Source organism: Arthrobacter livingstonensis (assembly GCF_003219815.1).
GTDB classification, from domain to species: Bacteria; Actinomycetota; Actinomycetes; order Actinomycetales; family Micrococcaceae; genus Specibacter; species Specibacter livingstonensis.
This window is the reverse complement of sequence record NZ_QJVD01000023.1, coordinates 42,830-61,003: the sequence shown is the minus strand read 5'-3', so window position 1 is coordinate 61,003 and position 18,174 is coordinate 42,830. Positions and strand designations below refer to the sequence as shown.

The 18,174-nt window shown below is 65.7% G+C and carries 13 protein-coding genes and 1 pseudogene; 11 read left to right on the top strand and 3 right to left on the bottom strand.

Annotated features, from left to right (window positions below):
- Window positions 1-88: 88 nt before the first annotated feature.
- The 3 genes and pseudogenes from CVV68_RS17870 to CVV68_RS17860 all read left to right on the top strand — a co-directional run bounded on the left by CVV68_RS17870 (window position 89) and on the right by CVV68_RS17860 (window position 1,959).
- Window positions 89-1,093 (top strand): annotated as a pseudogene (locus tag CVV68_RS17870) (aldo/keto reductase).
- 26 nt (window positions 1,094-1,119) lie between these two features.
- A complete protein-coding gene (locus CVV68_RS17865; RefSeq protein ID WP_110502358.1) occupies window positions 1,120-1,353 on the top strand; it encodes a hypothetical protein in 234 nt (77 codons plus the stop codon).
- On the top strand, window positions 1,354-1,959 hold the full coding sequence (locus CVV68_RS17860; protein ID WP_110502357.1) for a HutD/Ves family protein: 606 nt from the start codon (window positions 1,354-1,356) through the stop codon (window positions 1,957-1,959). It begins immediately after the preceding gene.
- On the opposite strand, the gene CVV68_RS17855 is transcribed toward CVV68_RS17860, so the two are convergent.
- The 3 genes from CVV68_RS17855 to CVV68_RS17845 all read right to left on the bottom strand — a co-directional run bounded on the left by CVV68_RS17855 (window position 1,960) and on the right by CVV68_RS17845 (window position 6,100).
- The gene (locus tag CVV68_RS17855; protein WP_110502356.1) at window positions 1,960-2,166 is read right to left on the bottom strand and encodes a hypothetical protein; all 207 of its coding nucleotides are present in this window, start codon (window positions 2,164-2,166) and stop codon (window positions 1,960-1,962) included.
- A 967-nt stretch (window positions 2,167-3,133) separates the two neighbouring features.
- Window positions 3,134-4,822 (bottom strand): DEAD/DEAH box helicase, encoded by a 1,689-nt coding sequence (locus CVV68_RS17850; RefSeq protein WP_110502355.1) that lies wholly within the window; start codon window positions 4,820-4,822, stop codon window positions 3,134-3,136.
- A 261-nt stretch (window positions 4,823-5,083) separates the two neighbouring features.
- Window positions 5,084-6,100, bottom strand: coding sequence for an Lrp/AsnC family transcriptional regulator (locus CVV68_RS17845; RefSeq protein WP_110502373.1), 1,017 nt, complete (start codon window positions 6,098-6,100; stop codon window positions 5,084-5,086).
- A 94-nt stretch (window positions 6,101-6,194) separates the two neighbouring features.
- Between CVV68_RS17845 and CVV68_RS17840 the strand changes: the two genes are divergently transcribed.
- The 8 genes from CVV68_RS17840 to CVV68_RS17805 all read left to right on the top strand — a co-directional run bounded on the left by CVV68_RS17840 (window position 6,195) and on the right by CVV68_RS17805 (window position 18,140).
- Window positions 6,195-7,490, top strand: coding sequence for a M20 metallopeptidase family protein (locus CVV68_RS17840; protein ID WP_110502354.1), 1,296 nt, complete (start codon window positions 6,195-6,197; stop codon window positions 7,488-7,490).
- Window positions 7,487-8,791, top strand: coding sequence for an MFS transporter (locus CVV68_RS17835; RefSeq protein ID WP_110502353.1), 1,305 nt, complete (start codon window positions 7,487-7,489; stop codon window positions 8,789-8,791). The genes CVV68_RS17840 and CVV68_RS17835 overlap by 4 nt, the downstream gene beginning before the upstream one ends.
- Window positions 8,792-8,927: 136 nt before the next feature.
- Entirely contained in the window at window positions 8,928-9,884 is a 957-nt protein-coding gene (trmB, locus tag CVV68_RS17830) for a tRNA (guanosine(46)-N7)-methyltransferase TrmB (RefSeq protein WP_110502352.1), read from the top strand.
- A gap of 179 nt (window positions 9,885-10,063) precedes the next feature.
- On the top strand, window positions 10,064-13,777 hold the full coding sequence (locus tag CVV68_RS17825) for a nitrate reductase subunit alpha (protein WP_211320892.1): 3,714 nt from the start codon (window positions 10,064-10,066) through the stop codon (window positions 13,775-13,777).
- A complete protein-coding gene (gene narH, locus CVV68_RS17820; protein ID WP_110502350.1) occupies window positions 13,777-15,489 on the top strand; it encodes a nitrate reductase subunit beta in 1,713 nt (570 codons plus the stop codon). Before CVV68_RS17825 ends, narH begins: the two co-directional genes overlap by 1 nt.
- Window positions 15,486-16,118: a nitrate reductase molybdenum cofactor assembly chaperone gene (gene narJ / locus CVV68_RS17815; protein WP_245933625.1), complete on the top strand. Its 633-nt coding sequence runs from the start codon at window positions 15,486-15,488 to the stop codon at window positions 16,116-16,118. Before narH ends, narJ begins: the two co-directional genes overlap by 4 nt.
- Before the next feature lie 2 nt (window positions 16,119-16,120).
- Window positions 16,121-16,867: a respiratory nitrate reductase subunit gamma gene (gene narI, locus CVV68_RS17810; RefSeq protein WP_110502349.1), complete on the top strand. Its 747-nt coding sequence runs from the start codon at window positions 16,121-16,123 to the stop codon at window positions 16,865-16,867.
- A gap of 31 nt (window positions 16,868-16,898) precedes the next feature.
- Window positions 16,899-18,140: a nitrate/nitrite transporter gene (locus tag CVV68_RS17805; protein WP_110502348.1), complete on the top strand. Its 1,242-nt coding sequence runs from the start codon at window positions 16,899-16,901 to the stop codon at window positions 18,138-18,140.
- Window positions 18,141-18,174: the final 34 nt, after the last annotated feature.

Here is an 18,174-nt window from a genome sequence, read left to right as displayed (position 1 = left end):
CCGTGGGCCGGGCCCCTGTGCTGAAACGCCCTCGACGGCATAGCCTTGGAAACAAGGCCACATCACCCTACAGGCGCGGAGAACACCCATGAACAAGATCCTCCTCGTCGACGGCCTGGAAGTCAGCCCCCTCGGCTTTGGCGGCATGGCCCTCACTCCCGTCTATGGCGCCATTGACCCAGCCGACGCCCTGAAAACCTTGCACCATGCCGTGGATGCCGGCGTCAGCTTCATCGACACGGCCAACATTTACGGCGGCGCCAACGAGGAACTCATTGGCAGGCTGCTAAAGGACCGGCGCGGGGAGGTCCAGCTGGCCACCCAGTTCGCCCTCGTCGGCAACCCCGCCACCGGGTACACCGACATCCGCGGTGACGCAGCCAATGTAAAGCAGTCCATTGACGAATCCCTGCAGCGGCTCGGCACCGACGTCGTGGACCTCTAGTACATGCACCGCCGCGACGTCCGCGTGCCCATCGAGGAAACCGTGGGCGCCATGGCGGAACTCGTGGCTGCCGGCAAGGTCCGCCACCTCGGCCTGTCCGAGGTCACCTCCACCGAACTCCGTGCCGCCCACGCAGTCCACCCCATCGCCGCAGTGCAAAGCGCATGGTCCATCTGGAGCCGCGACGTCGAGGCACATGTAGTCCCCGCTGCCGCCGGGCTGGGCGTCGGCATGGTCCCCTATTCCCCGCTGGGCCGCGGCTTCCTCACCGGCACCATCCACGCGCAGGACCTGGGCCCCGGGGACTTCCGCCACAACATTCCGCGCTTCGCCGACGGCGCCATTGAGACCAACCAGGCAGTGGTCGACGCCGTCCGGCCGGTCGCGGACCAGCTCACCGAAGCCTCGGGCCAGCCAACAACGCCGGCCCAGGTGGCCCTGGCCTGGCTGTACGCGCAGGGCCCGAATCTTCATGTCACCGTCGTACCCATTCCCGGTACGCGCCGAGCAGCACGCATCGACGAGAACCTGGGCGCGCTCGCCCTTGACCTGACCCCGGCGCAACTGGACGTGCTCGGGAAGGCGGCGGACGGCATCGTGGGCTTCAGGGCCAACGACCCCTCCTGGGTTTCGCAGGGGCGGGAATAGCGCACGTGGCCGGGTAAGCTTGCCCCATGCGTAAAAAAGCCGATTGGCTGGACATCACCGTTCAGTTCGCCAGTTTCGCGGCCATGTGCCTGGTGCTGTCGCTGACCCGCTTTGGGCTGCCCCTGAAAATTGTGCTGGCCTTTGGCGTCTCGATCGCCATTTCCGGCGCGTGGGCGTACTACAAGAAGCAGACCCGCAAGCAGAAGTCGGACCCCAAGCGCATGCACGTGTACAGCATCAAGAATGTGGACGAGAAGTAAGTGGAAATCATTCGCTACACGTCGCTGAAGACCACGCCCTGGGCCAATGGCGGCGGCATCACCCGCCAGCTCGCCGCTGGCACCGTGGACTCGCGCACGCTCGGCTCCGGGGCCAAGGGCGACTCCTGGGACTGGCGCATCAGCATCGCCGAAGTGGCCAAGGCGGGCCCGTTTTCGGTACTGCCCGGCATGGACCGGATCCTGACCATCATCGACGGCGACCTCATCGCCCTGACAGTCGACGGCACTGAGCAGGCGTTGGAAAAGTACCGGCCGTACCGGTTCTCCGGCGATTCCATCACCTCCGCCACCCTGCCCACCGGCTCGCTCATGGACCTGAACCTGATGACCCGCCGCGGCGTATTCAAGGGCTACGCAACCATTCTGGAACTGTCAAAAAAGCGTCCGCACCCGGTGCTTGAGGGCCAGTTCGCCGTGCTGCTGCAGGGTGCGGCCACTGTCTCCGGCCCCCAGACGGACGACGCCGGCACCACTCCGGGCGGGCCGGACACCCTAGGCCGCTTTGACACCGTGGCAGGTGCCGCGGCCGCCCCGGAAATTTCCGGCCGCGGCTTCCTTGCCGTGCTGAGCATCGACCCCGCCTGATTACTGGGCGCCACCACCCTTCTCCCAGACCACCCGGATTTTCACGCCGCCAAGGTCAGTAGGAGCAATGTAGCTCTTGATCTCCCCGGGCTCGGCCCCCATCTCGGCAATCTTGCGCTCGTATCCCTGCACCAGCACGGCCAGTGACTCGTCGGTCCACTCGCCTTCGGGCACAAGGGTTGAAATTTCCACGTCGCCTGCAGCCATTGCCCAGCTCCCAACAATCGATGCGCCAGTCTCCTGTGCGGCAGACTGGCTGTGCACTCCACGCTAAGACGTTGAGCGCACCGGCGCAATGGCCCATGAACCAGCATCAAATTCAAGGCAGACATGGGTTTTGCGCTCATCATGATCGCAGTCCGGGGTGTTCGGTGGTTCCCGTGCCGTCCTGTTGGCCCGATCACGGCATCCACGGTGCGGATATGACTGTTATTCGCGTTGGCGGGGATCCGCCGTGGCCCGAGAGTGCAGCTTAGGCGCCCTGGCGGGGGCGGGAACGACCTTTTCCGTACTCTGGGTGCAGCCCCGGACGGGATTCAGCCTCCCAGGCCACCGTCCGTGTACTCCCGGGGCCCTGGTCACCGTCGCGGCCACCAACATTGCCGGTCCGGTGCAATCCCGCGCAAATGCCACAACGCCCGCCCCCTCCGCCAAGGGATAACGCAGTACTTGCACAAAAATCGGCCAAAAAGCGTGTTTTCGGTGCAACGTCTGCGTTATCGATTTCGGACAGCTCCCGGCCACTCCTTAAAGCACGACGCCGGCACCCAAGGTGGGTGCCGGCGTCGAACTTAACGCTGTGGGTGGGCCCACACTTGCCAGGTTCCGGAAAAATCGCTCCCGCGATTCATCCAGTCCCGAACTTTGGGTCCACACTTGCCAGGTTCCGGAAAAATCGCTCCCGCGATTCATCCAGTCCCGAACTTTGGGCCCACACTTGCCAGGTTCCGGAAAAATCGCTCCCGCGATTCATCCAGTCCCGAACTTTGGGCCCACACTTGCCAGGTTCCGGAAAAATCGCTCCCGCGATTCATCCAGTCCCGAACTTTGGGCCCACACTTGCCAGGTTCCGGAAAAATCGCTCCCGCGATTCATCCAGTCCCGAACTTTGGGCCCACACTTGCCAGGTTCCGGAAAAATCGCGTCAGCGATTTATCCGGCCGGCAAGTGGGGATTAGCGGCTGCGGCGCTGGTTGGAGGCCGGCGCCGAGGCGCGGCGGGTGCCGCCGGAGCGGGCCGGACGGCCGGAGCCGCCACCATTGGCGTTGGCGTTGAAGCTGCCGCCGGAGGTTCCGCCGGTGTTGGAAGACCAGACTGCACCACTGCCGGCGCCACGGGACGAGCTGCGCGGGGCGTCGTTGTGATGTGCCGATCCCTGGGGCGCGCGCTTGCCTCGAGCCACGTCGCCGTCACGGGCCGGGCGGCCTTCGCCGGCGGCACGGGCGGGGCGGCGATTTTCGCCACCGAAGCGTGCGCCCTGGGACTGGCCCTCGCGGCGCTCGGAGCGGTTCCCGTCGGCGGGGCCGTCGGAGGAGACCCGACCGCGCCCTCCACGGCCGCCACGGCCCCCGGCGGTCGGGGCTGCGCCCCGGCGGGCGCGCTTTCGCTCGGCGTTGGCACCGGTGGACTCGCCACCGCCATGGGACGGCTGCTTGGCCGCCAGCAGTGCCGCCCGGGTGCGGGGGTCAATCTTGCCGGCAACCTCGCCCACCAGGTTCGCGATGGTGGGCGAGCTGGCGGTGACGCGCTCAAAGTTCACGTCAACGCCGGCGGCCCTCATCAGCTTCTTCACATCGCTCTGCTGCTCGGGAAGCGTCAGGGTGACGACAACGCCGTCGGACCCGGCGCGAGCCGTACGGCCTGAGCGGTGCAGGTATGCCTTGTGCTCTGTGGGCGGGTCAACGTGGATTACCAGTTCAATGTCATCAACGTGGACGCCGCGGGCGGCAACGTCGGTGGCCACCAGGACGCGGACGCCGCCGGTGGAGAACTCTGCCAGGTTCCGGTCACGCGCGTTCTGTGAAAGGTTTCCGTGGAGGTCGACGGCGGGAATGCCGGCGTCGGTCAGAGTCTTGGCCAGCTTGCGGGCATGGTGCTTGGTGCGCATGAACAGGATGCGTCGCCCGGCACCGGAGGCCAGCTCCACGATGACCTGCTTCTTCACGGTCTGGTCGTTGACCACCAGAACGTGGTGCTCCATGGTGGAGACGGCGGCCGTGGCCTCGTCCACTGAGTGGGTGAGCTGGTTGGAGAGGTAGCGCTGGACAATCTTGTCCACGCCGTTGTCGAGGGTGGCGGAGAACAGCATGCGCTGGCCCTGGGTGGGCGTGGTGTCCAGCAGGCGCTTGACGACGGGCAGGAAGCCGAGGTCGGCCATGTGGTCGGCCTCATCCAGGACGGTGATCTCGACGCTCTCCAGCGACACGATGCGCTGCTTCATGAGGTCTTCGAGGCGGCCCGGGCAGGCGATGACGATGTCGACGCCGGCGCGCAGCGCCTTTTCCTGGCGGGCCTGGGAGACGCCACCGTAGATGACCGTGGTGTTCAGGCCCATGGCCTTGGCGAGCGGCTCAATGGTGTTGTTCAGCTGGGTGGCCAGCTCGCGGGTGGGCGCCAGGACCAGGCCCATGGGGCGGCCGGGCTTGCGGAAGTACGGCGCCTCGCGCTCGGCCAGGCGGGCCACGAGCGGGATGGCGAAGGCGATGGTCTTGCCGGAGCCCGTCCGGCCGCGGCCCAGAACGTCGCGCCCGGCAAGTGTGTCGGGGAGGGTCTTGACCTGAATGGGGAATGCTTCCTCAATGCCGTTGGAGGCAAGTGAAGCAACGATTTCCTTGGGCGCGCCAAGGGCAGCAAAAGTTGTCATGTAAAGAAGGAGTCTTTCTTAAGGCGGTTCAACGGCCCGCGGACAGTTTTGACCACGGGTTCGCCGATTCAAAGCCAGAGCGTGTCAACCACCACCCTGTGGGCCCGGATGCGGGTTGCCGGTGGGACAAGTTGAATGCGTTCATCGACGCAGAATGCGCATGAAACGCATTAAGTGTTTCCATTCTAGCAGTGGCACGACGCCGGACGGTCACCTTGGTGGGGCATCTCACCTTTAGCCGGTGGCCGGGCCTGCCCCGACTCAGCGCACCTCCGTGCCGGGCCCGGCAACGGCGGCCAGCGCGGTGCCGTCCGGGCGCAGTTTTCGTCCCACCCGTTTGGCGCAGGCCAGCATCACTACGCTTTCCTGCAGCTCAATGTCGGGGATGTTTTGCTGCAGCGTCAGCTCCACGTCCATGATGTCCGCCACGGAACGCAGCCACATGATGATGGTGAAGTTGCTTTGCCCGGTTGTGGAGGCGATGAAACGGACATTTCGTAGCCGCCGCAGTGTTGCCGCGGCCGCCTCGTGCTGGCCGGCGGGCACCTTGGCAAACCATTGGCATGTCACCGGATAGCCGGAGAGTGACTGGGCCATGTCACAGCGCAGGGACACGGTGCCCGAGGCGAGGACCCTGTTCAGCTGCCGCTGCACCGTGGCGGCCGTCCGCCCCAGCTCGCGCGCCATCGACGCGGCGGTGGCCCGGCCGTCGCGGGCCAGAAATGGCAGCAGGTCCAAGTGGCTTTGCGGCAGGTGTCCGGGCACATGCTCGGTCCGGGCCAACTCCCGCATGTGTTGCTGCTGGCCGCGGGAAAGCACATTCAGCCGCCATGAGCTGCCGTTGAAATGCTGACGCGTGCAGAGTGAAACATCGAAGCCAAGCACGCCGTCAATGGCGCGCAGGCGCGGGATGACGTCCCCGCTGAGCTGGGCCATGGACTCCGTGATCACGGTCAGGACGAGGGCGCGACTGCTGGCGGTCTGCTCCACGGTGATGATTTCCGGCATGGCGCACAGCTTGTCCACCACCTGCGACTGGTCTTCCATGACGGCATCCACACCGATAAACGACAGCGACACCTCCTGGGGATCACCCATCGGATGGGCTGTCACCCAGGCGGCGCCCGACGTCGTCAGTCGTTCCCAGCGGGCCGCCGCAGAGGTGGGGTGGATGCCAAGTACAGCACCCACGTCCGTCCAGCCTGCGCGTGGCGCGATCTGCAGCACCTGGATGAGTGCCAGATCCTCCTCGCTGAGCGATGCATGAAAATTCGTCATTTTAATAAAGATTTGCATAATTTCATGAATTTGACCAGCTGTGATGCACTTCACGTCACACTTTTAAGCACACCCAATCCCTACAGGAGCTTCCATGCCACTCTCTGCCGCAGACCTCACCGAGGACCTGGTCCGATTCCGCCATGGGATGCACGAGGATCCCGAGATTGGTCTGGACCTGCCACGCACCCAGGAACGCGTGCTCAAGGCACTGGATGGCCTGGGCTACGAAATTTCGGTCGGTGCGGACACCACCTCGGTCACGGCCGTGCTTCGCGGCGGAGCCCCGAAAACAGCGCAGGCACACACCACCTCGGCAGCCGCAGCGGAGGGCAGCAAGCCCGTGGTCCTCCTCCGGGCCGACATGGATGCGCTGCCCGTCCAGGAACGCAGCGGCGTCAGCTTCACCTCCCGGGTCGACGGGGCCATGCATGCCTGTGGCCACGACCTCCACACCGCCATGCTGACGGGAGCCGCCACGCTCCTGTCCGACCGGCGTGAGCAGCTTGAGGGCGACGTGGTCCTGATGTTCCAGCCCGGCGAGGAAGGGCTCGACGGCGCGTCCGTGATGATCCGCGAGGGCGTCCTGGACGCCGCGGGAGGCCGTGCCGACGCGGCGTTTGGCATGCACGTCTTCTCAGGGCTCGCCCCGCACGGGCAGTTCGTCACCAAACCCGGCGTCATGATGAGCGCTTCCGACGGTTTGGTGGTGACAGTACTCGGCGCCGGCGGCCACGGCTCCGCCCCGCACATGGCCAAGGACCCCGTGCCCGTCATCACCGAAATCGTCACCGCCCTTCAGGTCATGGTCACCCGCCAGTTCGACATGTTCGATCCGGTGGTGCTTAGCGTGGGCCTGCTCCGGGCCGGCAGCAAGCGCAACGTCATTCCGGAAAGCGCCCACTTTGAGGCCACCATCCGCACCTTCTCCGAGGCATCCCGGGAAAGGATGCGCATGGCAGCACCCCGGCTCGTGAAGAACATCGCCGCCGCCCATGGCCTGGACGTGGACGTCGACTACCAGACCGAATACCCCGTCAGCATCACCGACCTCACCGAAACCGAACACGCCGAAGGCATCATCTCCGGAATGTACGGTACCGAGCGCCTCACCCGCCTGGCCACCCCCATCAGCGGCTCCGAGGACTTTTCGCGTGTGATGGCCGCCGTCCCCGGAACGTTCATCGGCCTCAGCGCCGTTGCCCCGGGGCAGGACCACACCGCCACGGCGTTCAACCACTCCCCCTACGCCACGTTCGACGACGCCGTGCTCACCGATGGCGCCGCCCTCTACGCCGAGCTGGCCACCAGCCGCCTGGCCACCCTTGCCGCCGCCCGGCCGGCCCTTTCAACAACACCGCAGCCCAATAAGACGAAGGTTTCATCATGACAACCGCAATTAACCCGAAGGCAGCCACGGCGGCCGCCCGCCGCCCGCTGTGGCGGACCCTGGTCGGCACCGGCATCGGCAACGCCGTTGAATGGTACGACTGGGCTGTTTACGCCACTTTCACCCCCTTCCTGGCTGGCGCCCTGTTCAGCAAGGCAGACAAAACGTCGGCCGTCCTGGCCACCCTTGCCATCTTCGCGGTTGGCTTCGTGGCCCGCCCGTTTGGCGGATTCCTGTTTGGCTGGATCGGGGACAGGATCGGGCGCAAGTCCTCCATGACATTGGCCGTCGGCCTGGCCTCGCTGGGCAGCCTGTTGATCGCCGTCGCCCCCGGCTACGCCCAGGTCGGAGCGCTGGCATCGGCCACGCTCCTGGTGGCCCGCCTCCTGCAGGGACTGGCACACGGCGGCGAGCTCCCGTCGTCGCAAACGTACCTGTCCGAGATGGCACCCAAGGAGCACCGCGGCTTCTGGGCGACGTTGATCTACACCTCCGGCACCGCCGGCATCCTGTTCGGCACCCTGCTGGGTGCGGTCATGACAGTGGTCCTGCCCAAGGTGGACATGCAGGTGTGGGGCTGGCGTGTGCCGTTCGCCGTCGGTGCCGCATTGGGCCTGTACGCGCTGTACATGCGGTCCCGGTTGCATGAGTCGGAGGTCTTCACCGGCGAGGAAGCAAAGGCCAAGCGCGCCCGGATCTGGCCGCAGATTGTGCGCCACCGCAAGCAGGCCCTGCAGGTGATCGGGCTGACCGTGGGCCTGACCGTGATCTATTACGTCTGGGGCGTGGTGGCACCTAGCCATGCGGCCACCGACTTGGGCATGGACCGCGGTGCTGCCCTGTGGGCCAGCGTCATCGGCAACCTCGTGTTCATCGCAGCCCTGCCGTTCTGGGGCAAGCTTTCCGATCGGATCGGCCGCAGGAAGGTGCTGTTGACCGGGGCGATTGGCACCGCCGTCCTGCACTTCCCCATGACGTGGCTGTTGAAGGACCAGCCGTGGGAACTGGCGGTCAGCATGTCGGTGATGCTGATCTTCATCGCCGCCAGCGCCTCCATTGTGCCGGCTGTCTATGCCGAGCTGTTTCCCACCAGCATCCGCACCATTGGCGTCGGCGTTCCGTACTCCATCTGCGTGGCTGTCTTTGGCGGCACGGCGCCGTACCTGCAGTCGTGGCTCGGGTCCATCCACCTGGGCGTCCTGTTCAGCGTCTATGCCGTGGTCCTGCTGCTGGTGAGCGCAGCGTTCGTCTTCACCCTCCCGGAGACCATGGGCAAGGACCTCGCGGAGGACGCCGTGTGATTGGCCCATCCGGCGGGCAACGACGCCACGCCGGGCCGAGAGCACAGCTATGGCGGCCTTCCCCGAGGTCAGGCCGCCATAGCAGTACCCTGGGCCGCAACGGCGGGGGCCGTGGAACCCCGGTACGCTTAACTCGATGACCGAAATCCCAGCTTCCGCCCCCGCCACGCCCGCTGCTGCTGCTGCTGCTTCAGGACGCATCCCCGCCCCGGCAGGACAAATAGCCCCGGCGGAGCAAAAGGCCCCACGCACCGAGGACGGCACGGCCCGCCCCGTCACGCCGGGAAGCCAGGCGGCCGAGGGCACGTACCGCAACCAGCCCGTCTCCTTTGTGCGCCGCGGAACCCGGCTGCAGGGCCGCCGTCAAAAGGCCTGGGACGACCACTCCGCCACCTTGGCCGTGGACGTCCCCCGCCACATCTCGGACACGTCCGTCCACCCGGACTATGTCTTCAACGCGGCACAGACCTTTGGCCGTACCGCACCGCTGGTGGTCGAAATCGGCTCCGGTCTTGGCGACGCGGTGGTCCACGCCGCCAAGGAAAATCCAGACAAGGACTTTTTGGCCGTGGAGGTTTACACGCCGGGGCTGGCACAAACCATCCAAAAGATCGTCGCGGCCGGGCTGGACAATGTCAGGGTGGTCCAGGCCAACGCCCCTGAAGTCCTCTCCACCATGCTCCCGGCCGGCTCCGTCAGCGAGGTCTGGGTGTTCTTCCCTGACCCGTGGCACAAAACCAAGCACAACAAGCGGCGCATGGTCAAGGATTCGTTCGCCCCGCTGGCGGCACGCGTGCTGGCACCGGGCGGGCTGTGGCGCCTGGCCACGGACTGGTCCACCTATGCCGAACAAATGCGCGGGGTAGGCGCCGCCTCCCCGGACTTTGAGAACGTACACGACGGCGAGCGTGCCGGCTCCGAAAGCCCACTCACGCAGGCGAGGCTCACCGGCGTCGACTGTGAGGCCAGCAACGAGCCGGACAGTGCCGGCGGCTGGGCACCGCGCTTCGACGGACGGGTCTTGACAAGTTTTGAAAACAAGGCTCACAAAGCCGGGCGGGCCATCTTTGATCTGACCCTTCGGCGCAGTTGAGGCTGACAAATCATAGCGTCACAAAAACTGTTCGTCACGTAACATTCAACGCCCTCCGGCGTACACGGAATCCACAAAAGCCTAAAAGTCGCATAGTTTGTGCAAGAAATGCAACACCCTCCTGTGGGCTAATTCAAGGGGCGTAGAACCCCCCACTTGATCCGCCCTAGTGTGTTGCCATGACTGTAGAACCTTTTGTTGCCGGGGTCGATGGACCGGCTTCCGATGTGATGTTGAAGCTGGGCCGGTTCTTCACCAAATGGGACGAGACCGCCGATTCACGGGCAGTTTTCCGCGAGGGGGGACGCAAGGGCGACATCTTCTACCGGGACAGGTGGAGCCACGACAAGGTGGTGCGCTCCACGCACGGGGTGAACTGCACGGGCTCGTGTTCGTGGAAGGTCTACGTCAAGGACGGGATCATCACCTGGGAATCCCAACAGACCGATTACCCGTCCGTGGGGCCGGACAGTCCGGAGTACGAGCCGCGCGGCTGCCCCCGTGGCGCGGCGTTCTCCTGGTACACCTACTCACCCACCCGGGTCCGCTTCCCGTATGCCCGCGGCGTGCTCGTGGAAATGTACCGCGAGGCCAAGGCGCGACTGAAGGACCCGGTACTGGCCTTTGCCGAAATCGCCGGCGATCCCGAAAAGCGCCGCCGCTACCAAAACGCACGCGGCAAGGGCGGCCTGGTCCGCACCACCTGGGCCGAGGCCCTTGAAATATCGGCCGCCGCGCACGTGAACACCATCAAGAACTACGGCCCCGACCGGGTCTCGGGCTTCTCCCCCATCCCAGCCATGTCCATGGTCAGCCACACCATCGGCACCCGCTTTGTGCAGCTCATCGGCGGCGTCATGACGTCCTTCTACGACTGGTACGCCGACCTTCCCGTCGCCAGCCCGCAGGTGTTTGGCGATCAGACCGACGTCCCGGAGTCCGGGGACTGGTGGGATGCCACCTACCTGATGATGTGGGGCTCCAACGTCCCCGTCACGCGCACCCCCGACGCCCACTGGATGACCGAGGTCCGGTACCGCGGCACCAAGGTGATCGCCGTCAGTCCCGACTATGCGGACAACACGAAGTTCGCCGACGAATGGCTCCCCGCTGCGGCCGGCACCGACGCCGCCCTCGCCATGGGCATGGGCCACGTCACGCTCAAGGAATTCTTTGTCGATCGGCAGGTGCCATACTTCCAGGACTACGTTCGCCAGTACACCGACCTGCCGTTCCTCCTCCGCCTGGAAAAGCGCGACGACGGGACGTACAGCGCCGGGAAGTTCCTCACCGCCGCGGATGTCCCGGCAGTCGCGGACACTGAGGACGCCGCTTTCCGAACCATGATGTTTGACAAGGCAACCGGGCGGGCGGTGGTGCCCAACGGCACCCTGGGCGACCGATATTCCAAGTCGGGGGAAGGCAAGTGGAACCTGGACCTGGCTGGCTTGGAGCCGGCCCTGAGCCTGGCCGAAGTATCCTCCGAGTCGGTGGAAATCCTGCTGCCGTGCTTTGAGGATCCGGCGGGCAACGGCTCGGTCCTCCGGCGCGGCGTGCCCACCACCATGGTGGACGGCCACCTCGTCACCACGGTGTTCGACCTTATGCTGGCCCAGTACGGTGTGGGCCGCCCTGGGCTCCCCGGGGATTGGGCCAAGGACTACAACGATGCCAGCACCCCCTACACCCCGGCCTGGCAGGAGGAGATCACCTCCGTGCCCGCCCAGGCCTGTATCCGCGTGGCCCGCGAATTTGCCCGCAACGCCGAGCAGTCCAACGGCCGGTCCATGATCATCATGGGCGCCGGCATCTGCCAGTGGTTCCACGGCGACACGACCTACCGTGCCATCCTGGCCATGGTCATGCTGACCGGCTGCATGGGCCGCAACGGCGGCGGCTGGGCCCACTATGTGGGCCAGGAAAAGACCCGCCCGCTCACCGGCTGGGTGTCGCTGGCGAACGCGCTGGACTGGTCGCGGCCGCCGCGGACCATGATCGGCACCGGCTACTGGTACATGCACACCGACCAGTGGCGCCAGGACGGTTATTCCGCCGATGCCTTGAAGTCGCCGCTGTCCACGGGACACCTGGACGGCATGCACACGGCCGACGCGCTGGCGCTGTCGGCGCGGCTGGGCTGGATGCCGTTCTACCCCTACTTTGATACGAACCCGCTGGACATCGCCGACCAGGCAGCCGCCGCGGTCGCCGCCGGGGAGGCCCCCGATGAAAAGACCTGGGTGGCGCAGTCCCTGAAGAACAGGACCCTGAACCCCGCCATCGAGGACATCGATGCCCCGGAGAACTGGCCCCGGACGCTGGTGCTGTGGCGCTCGAACCTGTTTGGCTCCTCGGCGAAGGGCAACGAATACTTCCTGCGCAACCTGTTGGGCACACACAACAACGTGATGGGCCAGGACAGCGAGGCGTCCCTGAAACCCCGGGATGTGAAATGGCATGACAAGGGCCCCGAGGGCAAGCTGGACTTCCTGATGTCCGCGGACTTCCGCATGACCAGCACCACCCTGCTTTCGGACGTCGTGTTCCCGGCCGCTACCTGGTATGAAAAGCACGACCTCTCCTCCACGGACATGCACCCGTTCGTGCACGCCTTCACCCCGGCCATCGACCCACCGTGGGAGACCAAGACGGACTTTGAAATGTTCACGCTGCTGGCGGAGGAATTCTCCCGCCAGGCCGCCGTGCACCTGGGCACCCGCAGGGACCTGGTCACCGTCCCGATGATCCACGACACTGTGGGCCAGATCGCCCAGCCAGGCGGGGTGGTCCGCGACTGGCGCGAGGACGGCATCGAAGGGGTGCCCGGACAAAACATGCCCAATTTCACTGTTGTGGAGCGGGACTATACGGCCATCGCCCACAAGCTGGCCGCCGTCGGGCCCCTGGCAGACAAACTCGGATTCACCGTCAAGGACGTCAACTACAAGCTGGAGAAGGCCCTCGGGTACCTGGCCAAGGCGAACGGCGTCATGATGGGCGGCTTTGCCCACGGGCGGCCGGCCATCGACACCGACGCCAAGATGGCCGAGGCCATCCTGACCTTCTCCGGAACCTGCAACGGCCAGCTGGCCGTGGCAGGGTTCAAAGAGCTGGAAAAGCGCACGGGTGTGAAGCTGGCGGACCTGGCCGAAGGATCCGAGGAAAAGCACATTTCCTTCGCCATGACCCAGGCCGGGCCGGTGCCGGTCATCACGTCCCCGGAATGGTCCGGCTCGGAGACCGGCGGGCGCAGGTATTCCCCGTTCACGCAGAACATTGAACGGCTCAAGCCGTTCCACACGCTGACCGGGCGCATGCACTTCTTCCTCGACCACGACTGGATGATCGACATTGGCGAGGCGCTGCCAATCTACCGGCCGCCGCTGGACATGCAGCGCCTGTTCGGCGAGCCGAAGTTTGGCCCGAACGGGGAGAAGGAGGTGGTGGTCCGCTACCTGACACCGCACTCGAAGTGGTCCATTCACTCCGAATACCAGGACAACCTGTTGATGCTCTCGCTCTCCCGCGGCGGCCCCACGGTCTGGATGAGCCCGCAGGACGCCAAGTCCATCAAGGTGCTGGACAACGACTGGGTGGAATGCGTGAACATGAACGGCGTGTTCGTGGCCCGCGCCGTGGTCAGCCACCGCATGCCGGAGGGCGTGGTGTACGTCTACCACGCACAGGAACGCACCATCGACGTGCCGAAATCGGAGGCCACCGGGCGCCGCGGCGGCATCCACAACTCGCTCACGCGCCTGCTCGTCAAGCCCTCGCACCTGATCGGCGCCTACGGGCAGCAGACCTACGCGTTCAACTACCTGGGGCCCACGGGCAACCAGCGGGACAACATTTCCACCATCCGCCGGCGTTCCCAGGAGGTGCAGTACTAATGCGTGTTATGGCCCAGATGGGCATGGTCATGAACCTGGACAAGTGCATCGGCTGCCACACGTGCTCCGTCACGTGCAAGCAGGCATGGACCAACCGGGCGGGGGTGGAATACGTCTGGTTCAACAACGTGGAAACCCGCCCCGGGCAGGGCTATCCGCGCCGGTACGAGGACCAGGAAAAGTGGAAGGGCGGCTGGGAGCTGAACAAGCGCGGCCGCCTGAAACTGAAGGCCGGCGGGCGCGTGAAGAAGTTGTTCGGGCTCTTCGCCAGCCCCGTCCAGCCCGAGCTGAAGGACTACTACGAGCCCTGGACCTACGACTACAAGACACTGGTGGACGCGCCCCTGGGCGACGATTTCCCGGTGGCCCGGCCCAAGAGCCTGATCACCGGCAAGGACACCAAGATCACGTGGAGCGCCAACTGGGACGACGACCTCGGCGGCACCGAACAGCTGGGTCACCTGGACCCGATCGTGGAGAAGGTGCGCCGCGAGTCCGAGGACAAGATCAAGTTTGAGTTTGAACAGACGTTCATGTTCTACCTGCCGCGCATTTGCGAGCACTGCCTGAACCCCTCCTGCATGGCCTCCTGCCCGTCCGGCGCCATTTACAAACGCGTGGAGGACGGCATTGTGCTGGTTGACCAGGACCAATGCCGGGGCTGGCGCCAGTGCATGACCGGCTGCCCGTACAAGAAGATCTACTTCAACCACAAGACCGGCAAGGCCGAAAAGTGCACCTTCTGCTATCCGCGCATCGAGGTCGGCCTGCCCACCGTGTGCTCCGAGACATGCGTGGGCCGGCTGCGGTACCTGGGGCTTTTCCTCTACGACGCCGACGCCGTCACCGCCGCCGCCTCCGTCACCGACCCGAAGGACCTGTACCAGTCCCAGATGGACGTCCTGCTGGACCCGAACGACCCGGCCGTCATGGCTGCGGCCCGCGAGCAGGGCATCGCCGAGGACTGGATTGAGGCAGCCCAAAAGTCGCCCGTGTACGCGCTGACCAAGGTGTACAAGCTGGCCCTGCCGCTGCACCCGGAGTACCGGACCATGCCGATGGTCTGGTACATCCCGCCGCTGTCCCCCGTGGTCGACCTGCTGCGGGACCAAGGGCACGACGCCGAAAACCAGGACGTGCTGTTCGGCGCCATTGACGCCCTGCGCATCCCGGTCGAGTATCTGGCCGAGCTGTTCACGGCCGGGGACACGGAGCTGGTCACGGAGGTGCTGCGCAAGCTGGCGGCGATGCGCGCCTACATGCGCGGCATTTCGCTGGGCAACGACCCGGACGACTCCATCCCCGCCTCGGTGGGCATGGACGGGGCCACCATGTACGAGATGTACCGGCTCATGGCCATCGCCAAGTACGACGAGCGCTATGTCATCCCCAAGGCGCACGCCGAGCAGGCCCACGATCTGGAGGAGATGGGCTGTTCGCTGGACTTCGACGGCGGGCCCGGCATGGGTGCCATGGGCAACTCCCCCTTTGGCGAGGCCAGCGGGCGGCCCACGCCGGTGGCCGTGGAAACCTTCAATGCGCTCAAGGACCGGCAGACCTCCGACTCGGTGGCCGGCGCCGACACCTTAAGCGGGCGGGTGAACCTGCTCAACTGGGACGGCAACGGCGCACCGCCCGGGCTGTTTCCGCAACACCACCCCACCGAGCCGCCCGCCGACGTACCGGCCCTGGAAGGTGGTGGCGGGGCATGAGCGGGGGATTGAACAAAAGGACACGCATTACCTACCTGGCCGCGGCATGGTGCCTTTCCTACCCCGACGCCGAACTGGTCGCCCGGGTGCCGATGATGCGGTCCGCGCTGGACGAGTTCGCCGGCGCCCTGGCCCCGTTTGAGGAGGTGCTGCGCCGGCTTGAGTCGCAGGACCTGATGGCCGTGCAGGCGCAGTACGTGCAGGAATTTGACCTGGGCAAGCGGCACGCCCTGCACCTTTCCTACTGGACGGACGGGGACACGCGGCGCCGCGGCGAGGTGCTGGGCGCCTTCAAGAAGGTGTACCGCGGCGCTGACATTCTCGTGGACACCCACGGCGAGCTGCCCGACTACCTGCCCATGGTGCTCGAGTTTTCCGCGACGGTGGACCTGGCTGCCGGACAGGATCTGCTCCAGTCGTACCGGCCCAGTCTGGAACTGATCAAGTTCGGGCTGCTGCGCGACAAGCTGCCGCACACACACATCGTGGCCGCCGTGTGTGACACCCTGCCCGGCGCGTCACCCGTGGACGAGCAGGCCGTCATGCGCATGGCCGGCCATGGCCCGCCCACCGAATCCGTGGGGCTCGATCCCTATGATCCCCGGCTGCTGCCCATGAAAGGGGCATAAAAGTGGACATCATCCTGTGGGGCGTGCTTCCGTACGTCATGATCGTGGTGCTCGTTGGGGGGCTCATCTGGCGTTACCGCTATGACCAGTTTGGCTGGACTACCCGGTCCTCCCAACTGTATGAATCCAGGCTGCTGCGTATCGGCTCGCCCGTCTTCCACTTTGGCCTCCTGGCCGTCATTGCCGGACACTTCTTTGGCTTGGTCATCCCGAAGTCATGGACCGAGGCCCTGGGCATGTCCGAGAGCCTGTATCACTTCAACGCCTTGTTTGTGGGGTCCGTTGCCGGGCTGGGCACGCTGAGCGGGATCATCATCCTGATCTACCGCCGCCGCAAGACCGGCCCGGTCTTCATGGCCACCACCAACAATGACAAGCTCATGTACGTGGTGCTGCTGGCCGCCATTCTCTTTGGCCTGTGGACCACGCTCGCCAGCGTGTTCTTCGACGAGCACGGACTCACCTATCGCGACACCGTCTCACCCTGGTTCCGTTCGCTATTCATCTTCCAACCGGACGTGGCCTCCATGGCCGCGGCGCCGACGTCGTTCCACATCCACACGCTGGTGGGCATGCTGCTGTTCATCGTGTGGCCGTTCACCCGCCTGGTGCACGCCTTCACCGCACCCCTGCATTACCTCTTTCGCCCCTACATTGTCTACCGCTCCCGCGACAAGGGCGCCAGCGTTCCCAACCGCAGCGGCTGGTCCGACGTGGGCACCCGCGACCGCGACACCCGACAACGCTAATTTCCGCGCACGTTTTTTTGAGGGAGAAACCATGACGCAGCCAAAGCCGGCAACGGCGGCAGCACCGCCGCCCCTAAAGGGCCAGGCCCTGAACCTGGTCCTGGCAACCGTCGCCTCCGTGGTGGGGTTCTGGGCCTGGAACGTGGTTGCCACCCTGAGCACCCACTACGCAAAGAACATGGACCTCTCCGCCGGGGCCATGGGTATCCTGGTGGCCATGCCCATCTTCGTCGGCTCACTGGGCCGGGTCGTTGTCGGCACCATGACAGACCGCTTTGGCGGCCGCGCGCTGTTTACCTTTGTGCTCCTGGCCAGCATCCCGCCGGTGCTTCTTGTTGCCCTCGGCGGCTCGCTGAATTCCTTTGTCATGGTGCTTGTGGCCGGCTTCCTGCTCGGTGTGGCGGGTACGGTGTTCGCCGTTGGCATCCCCTTCGTCAGCGCCTGGTACCCGCCGGCCCGCCGCGGCTTCGCCACCGGCATTTTCGGTACCGGCATGGTCGGCACCGCCCTGGCGGCGTTCCTGAACCCGCGCCTGGTGAAGTCCATCGGCTACGTGCCCACGCACTTCCTGCTGGCCGCCGTGCTGGCCATCATGGCGGTGGTGGTGTGGCTCTTCATGAAGAACGCCCCCGGCTGGCAGCCCAGCAAGGAGCCGGTCCTGCCCGAGCTGATGGATGCCGCCAAGCTGGCCGTGACCTGGAAGATGTGTTTCCTGTATGCGGTGGTGTTTGGCGGCTTCGTCTCCTTTGCCACCTACCTTCCCACCTATTTGCGCGATGTGTATGACTTCGACCCCAGCGCCGCGGGGGCCCGCACGGCCGGCTTTGCCGTGGCCGCTGTGATCGCCAGGCCCATCGGCGGCGTGTTGGCGGACAAGATCGGCTCCAAGCCCGTGGTACTCATTTCCCTGGCCGGCGTGGCAGTGCTGGGCTGGCTGGTGGCCCTGCAGCCAGCCGCCGATGTGCAGGCCGGCCCGGTGTTCCTGGCCCTGGCCGCCTCCCTGGGGCTGGGCACGGGCGGCGTTTTTGCCTGGGTGGGGGTGCTGGCCCCGGTCGGAAAGGTGGGCAGCGTCAGCGGGATCGTCAGCGCCGCCGGCGGGCTGGGCGGCTATTTTCCCCCGCTCATCATGGGCTTGACGTACAACCCGGACGCGGCGAACTATAAGTATGCCATCGGCCTGTCGCTGCTGGTGGCCACCGCCCTTGTCGCGCTGGTGTTCACCCTGGTGTTTGTGAAGGCCCCGTCGCGCCAGCCGGTCCGCGTCCCCCAATAGAGGTTCAGGGACTGGGCCACAGTCGCCGGGCCCA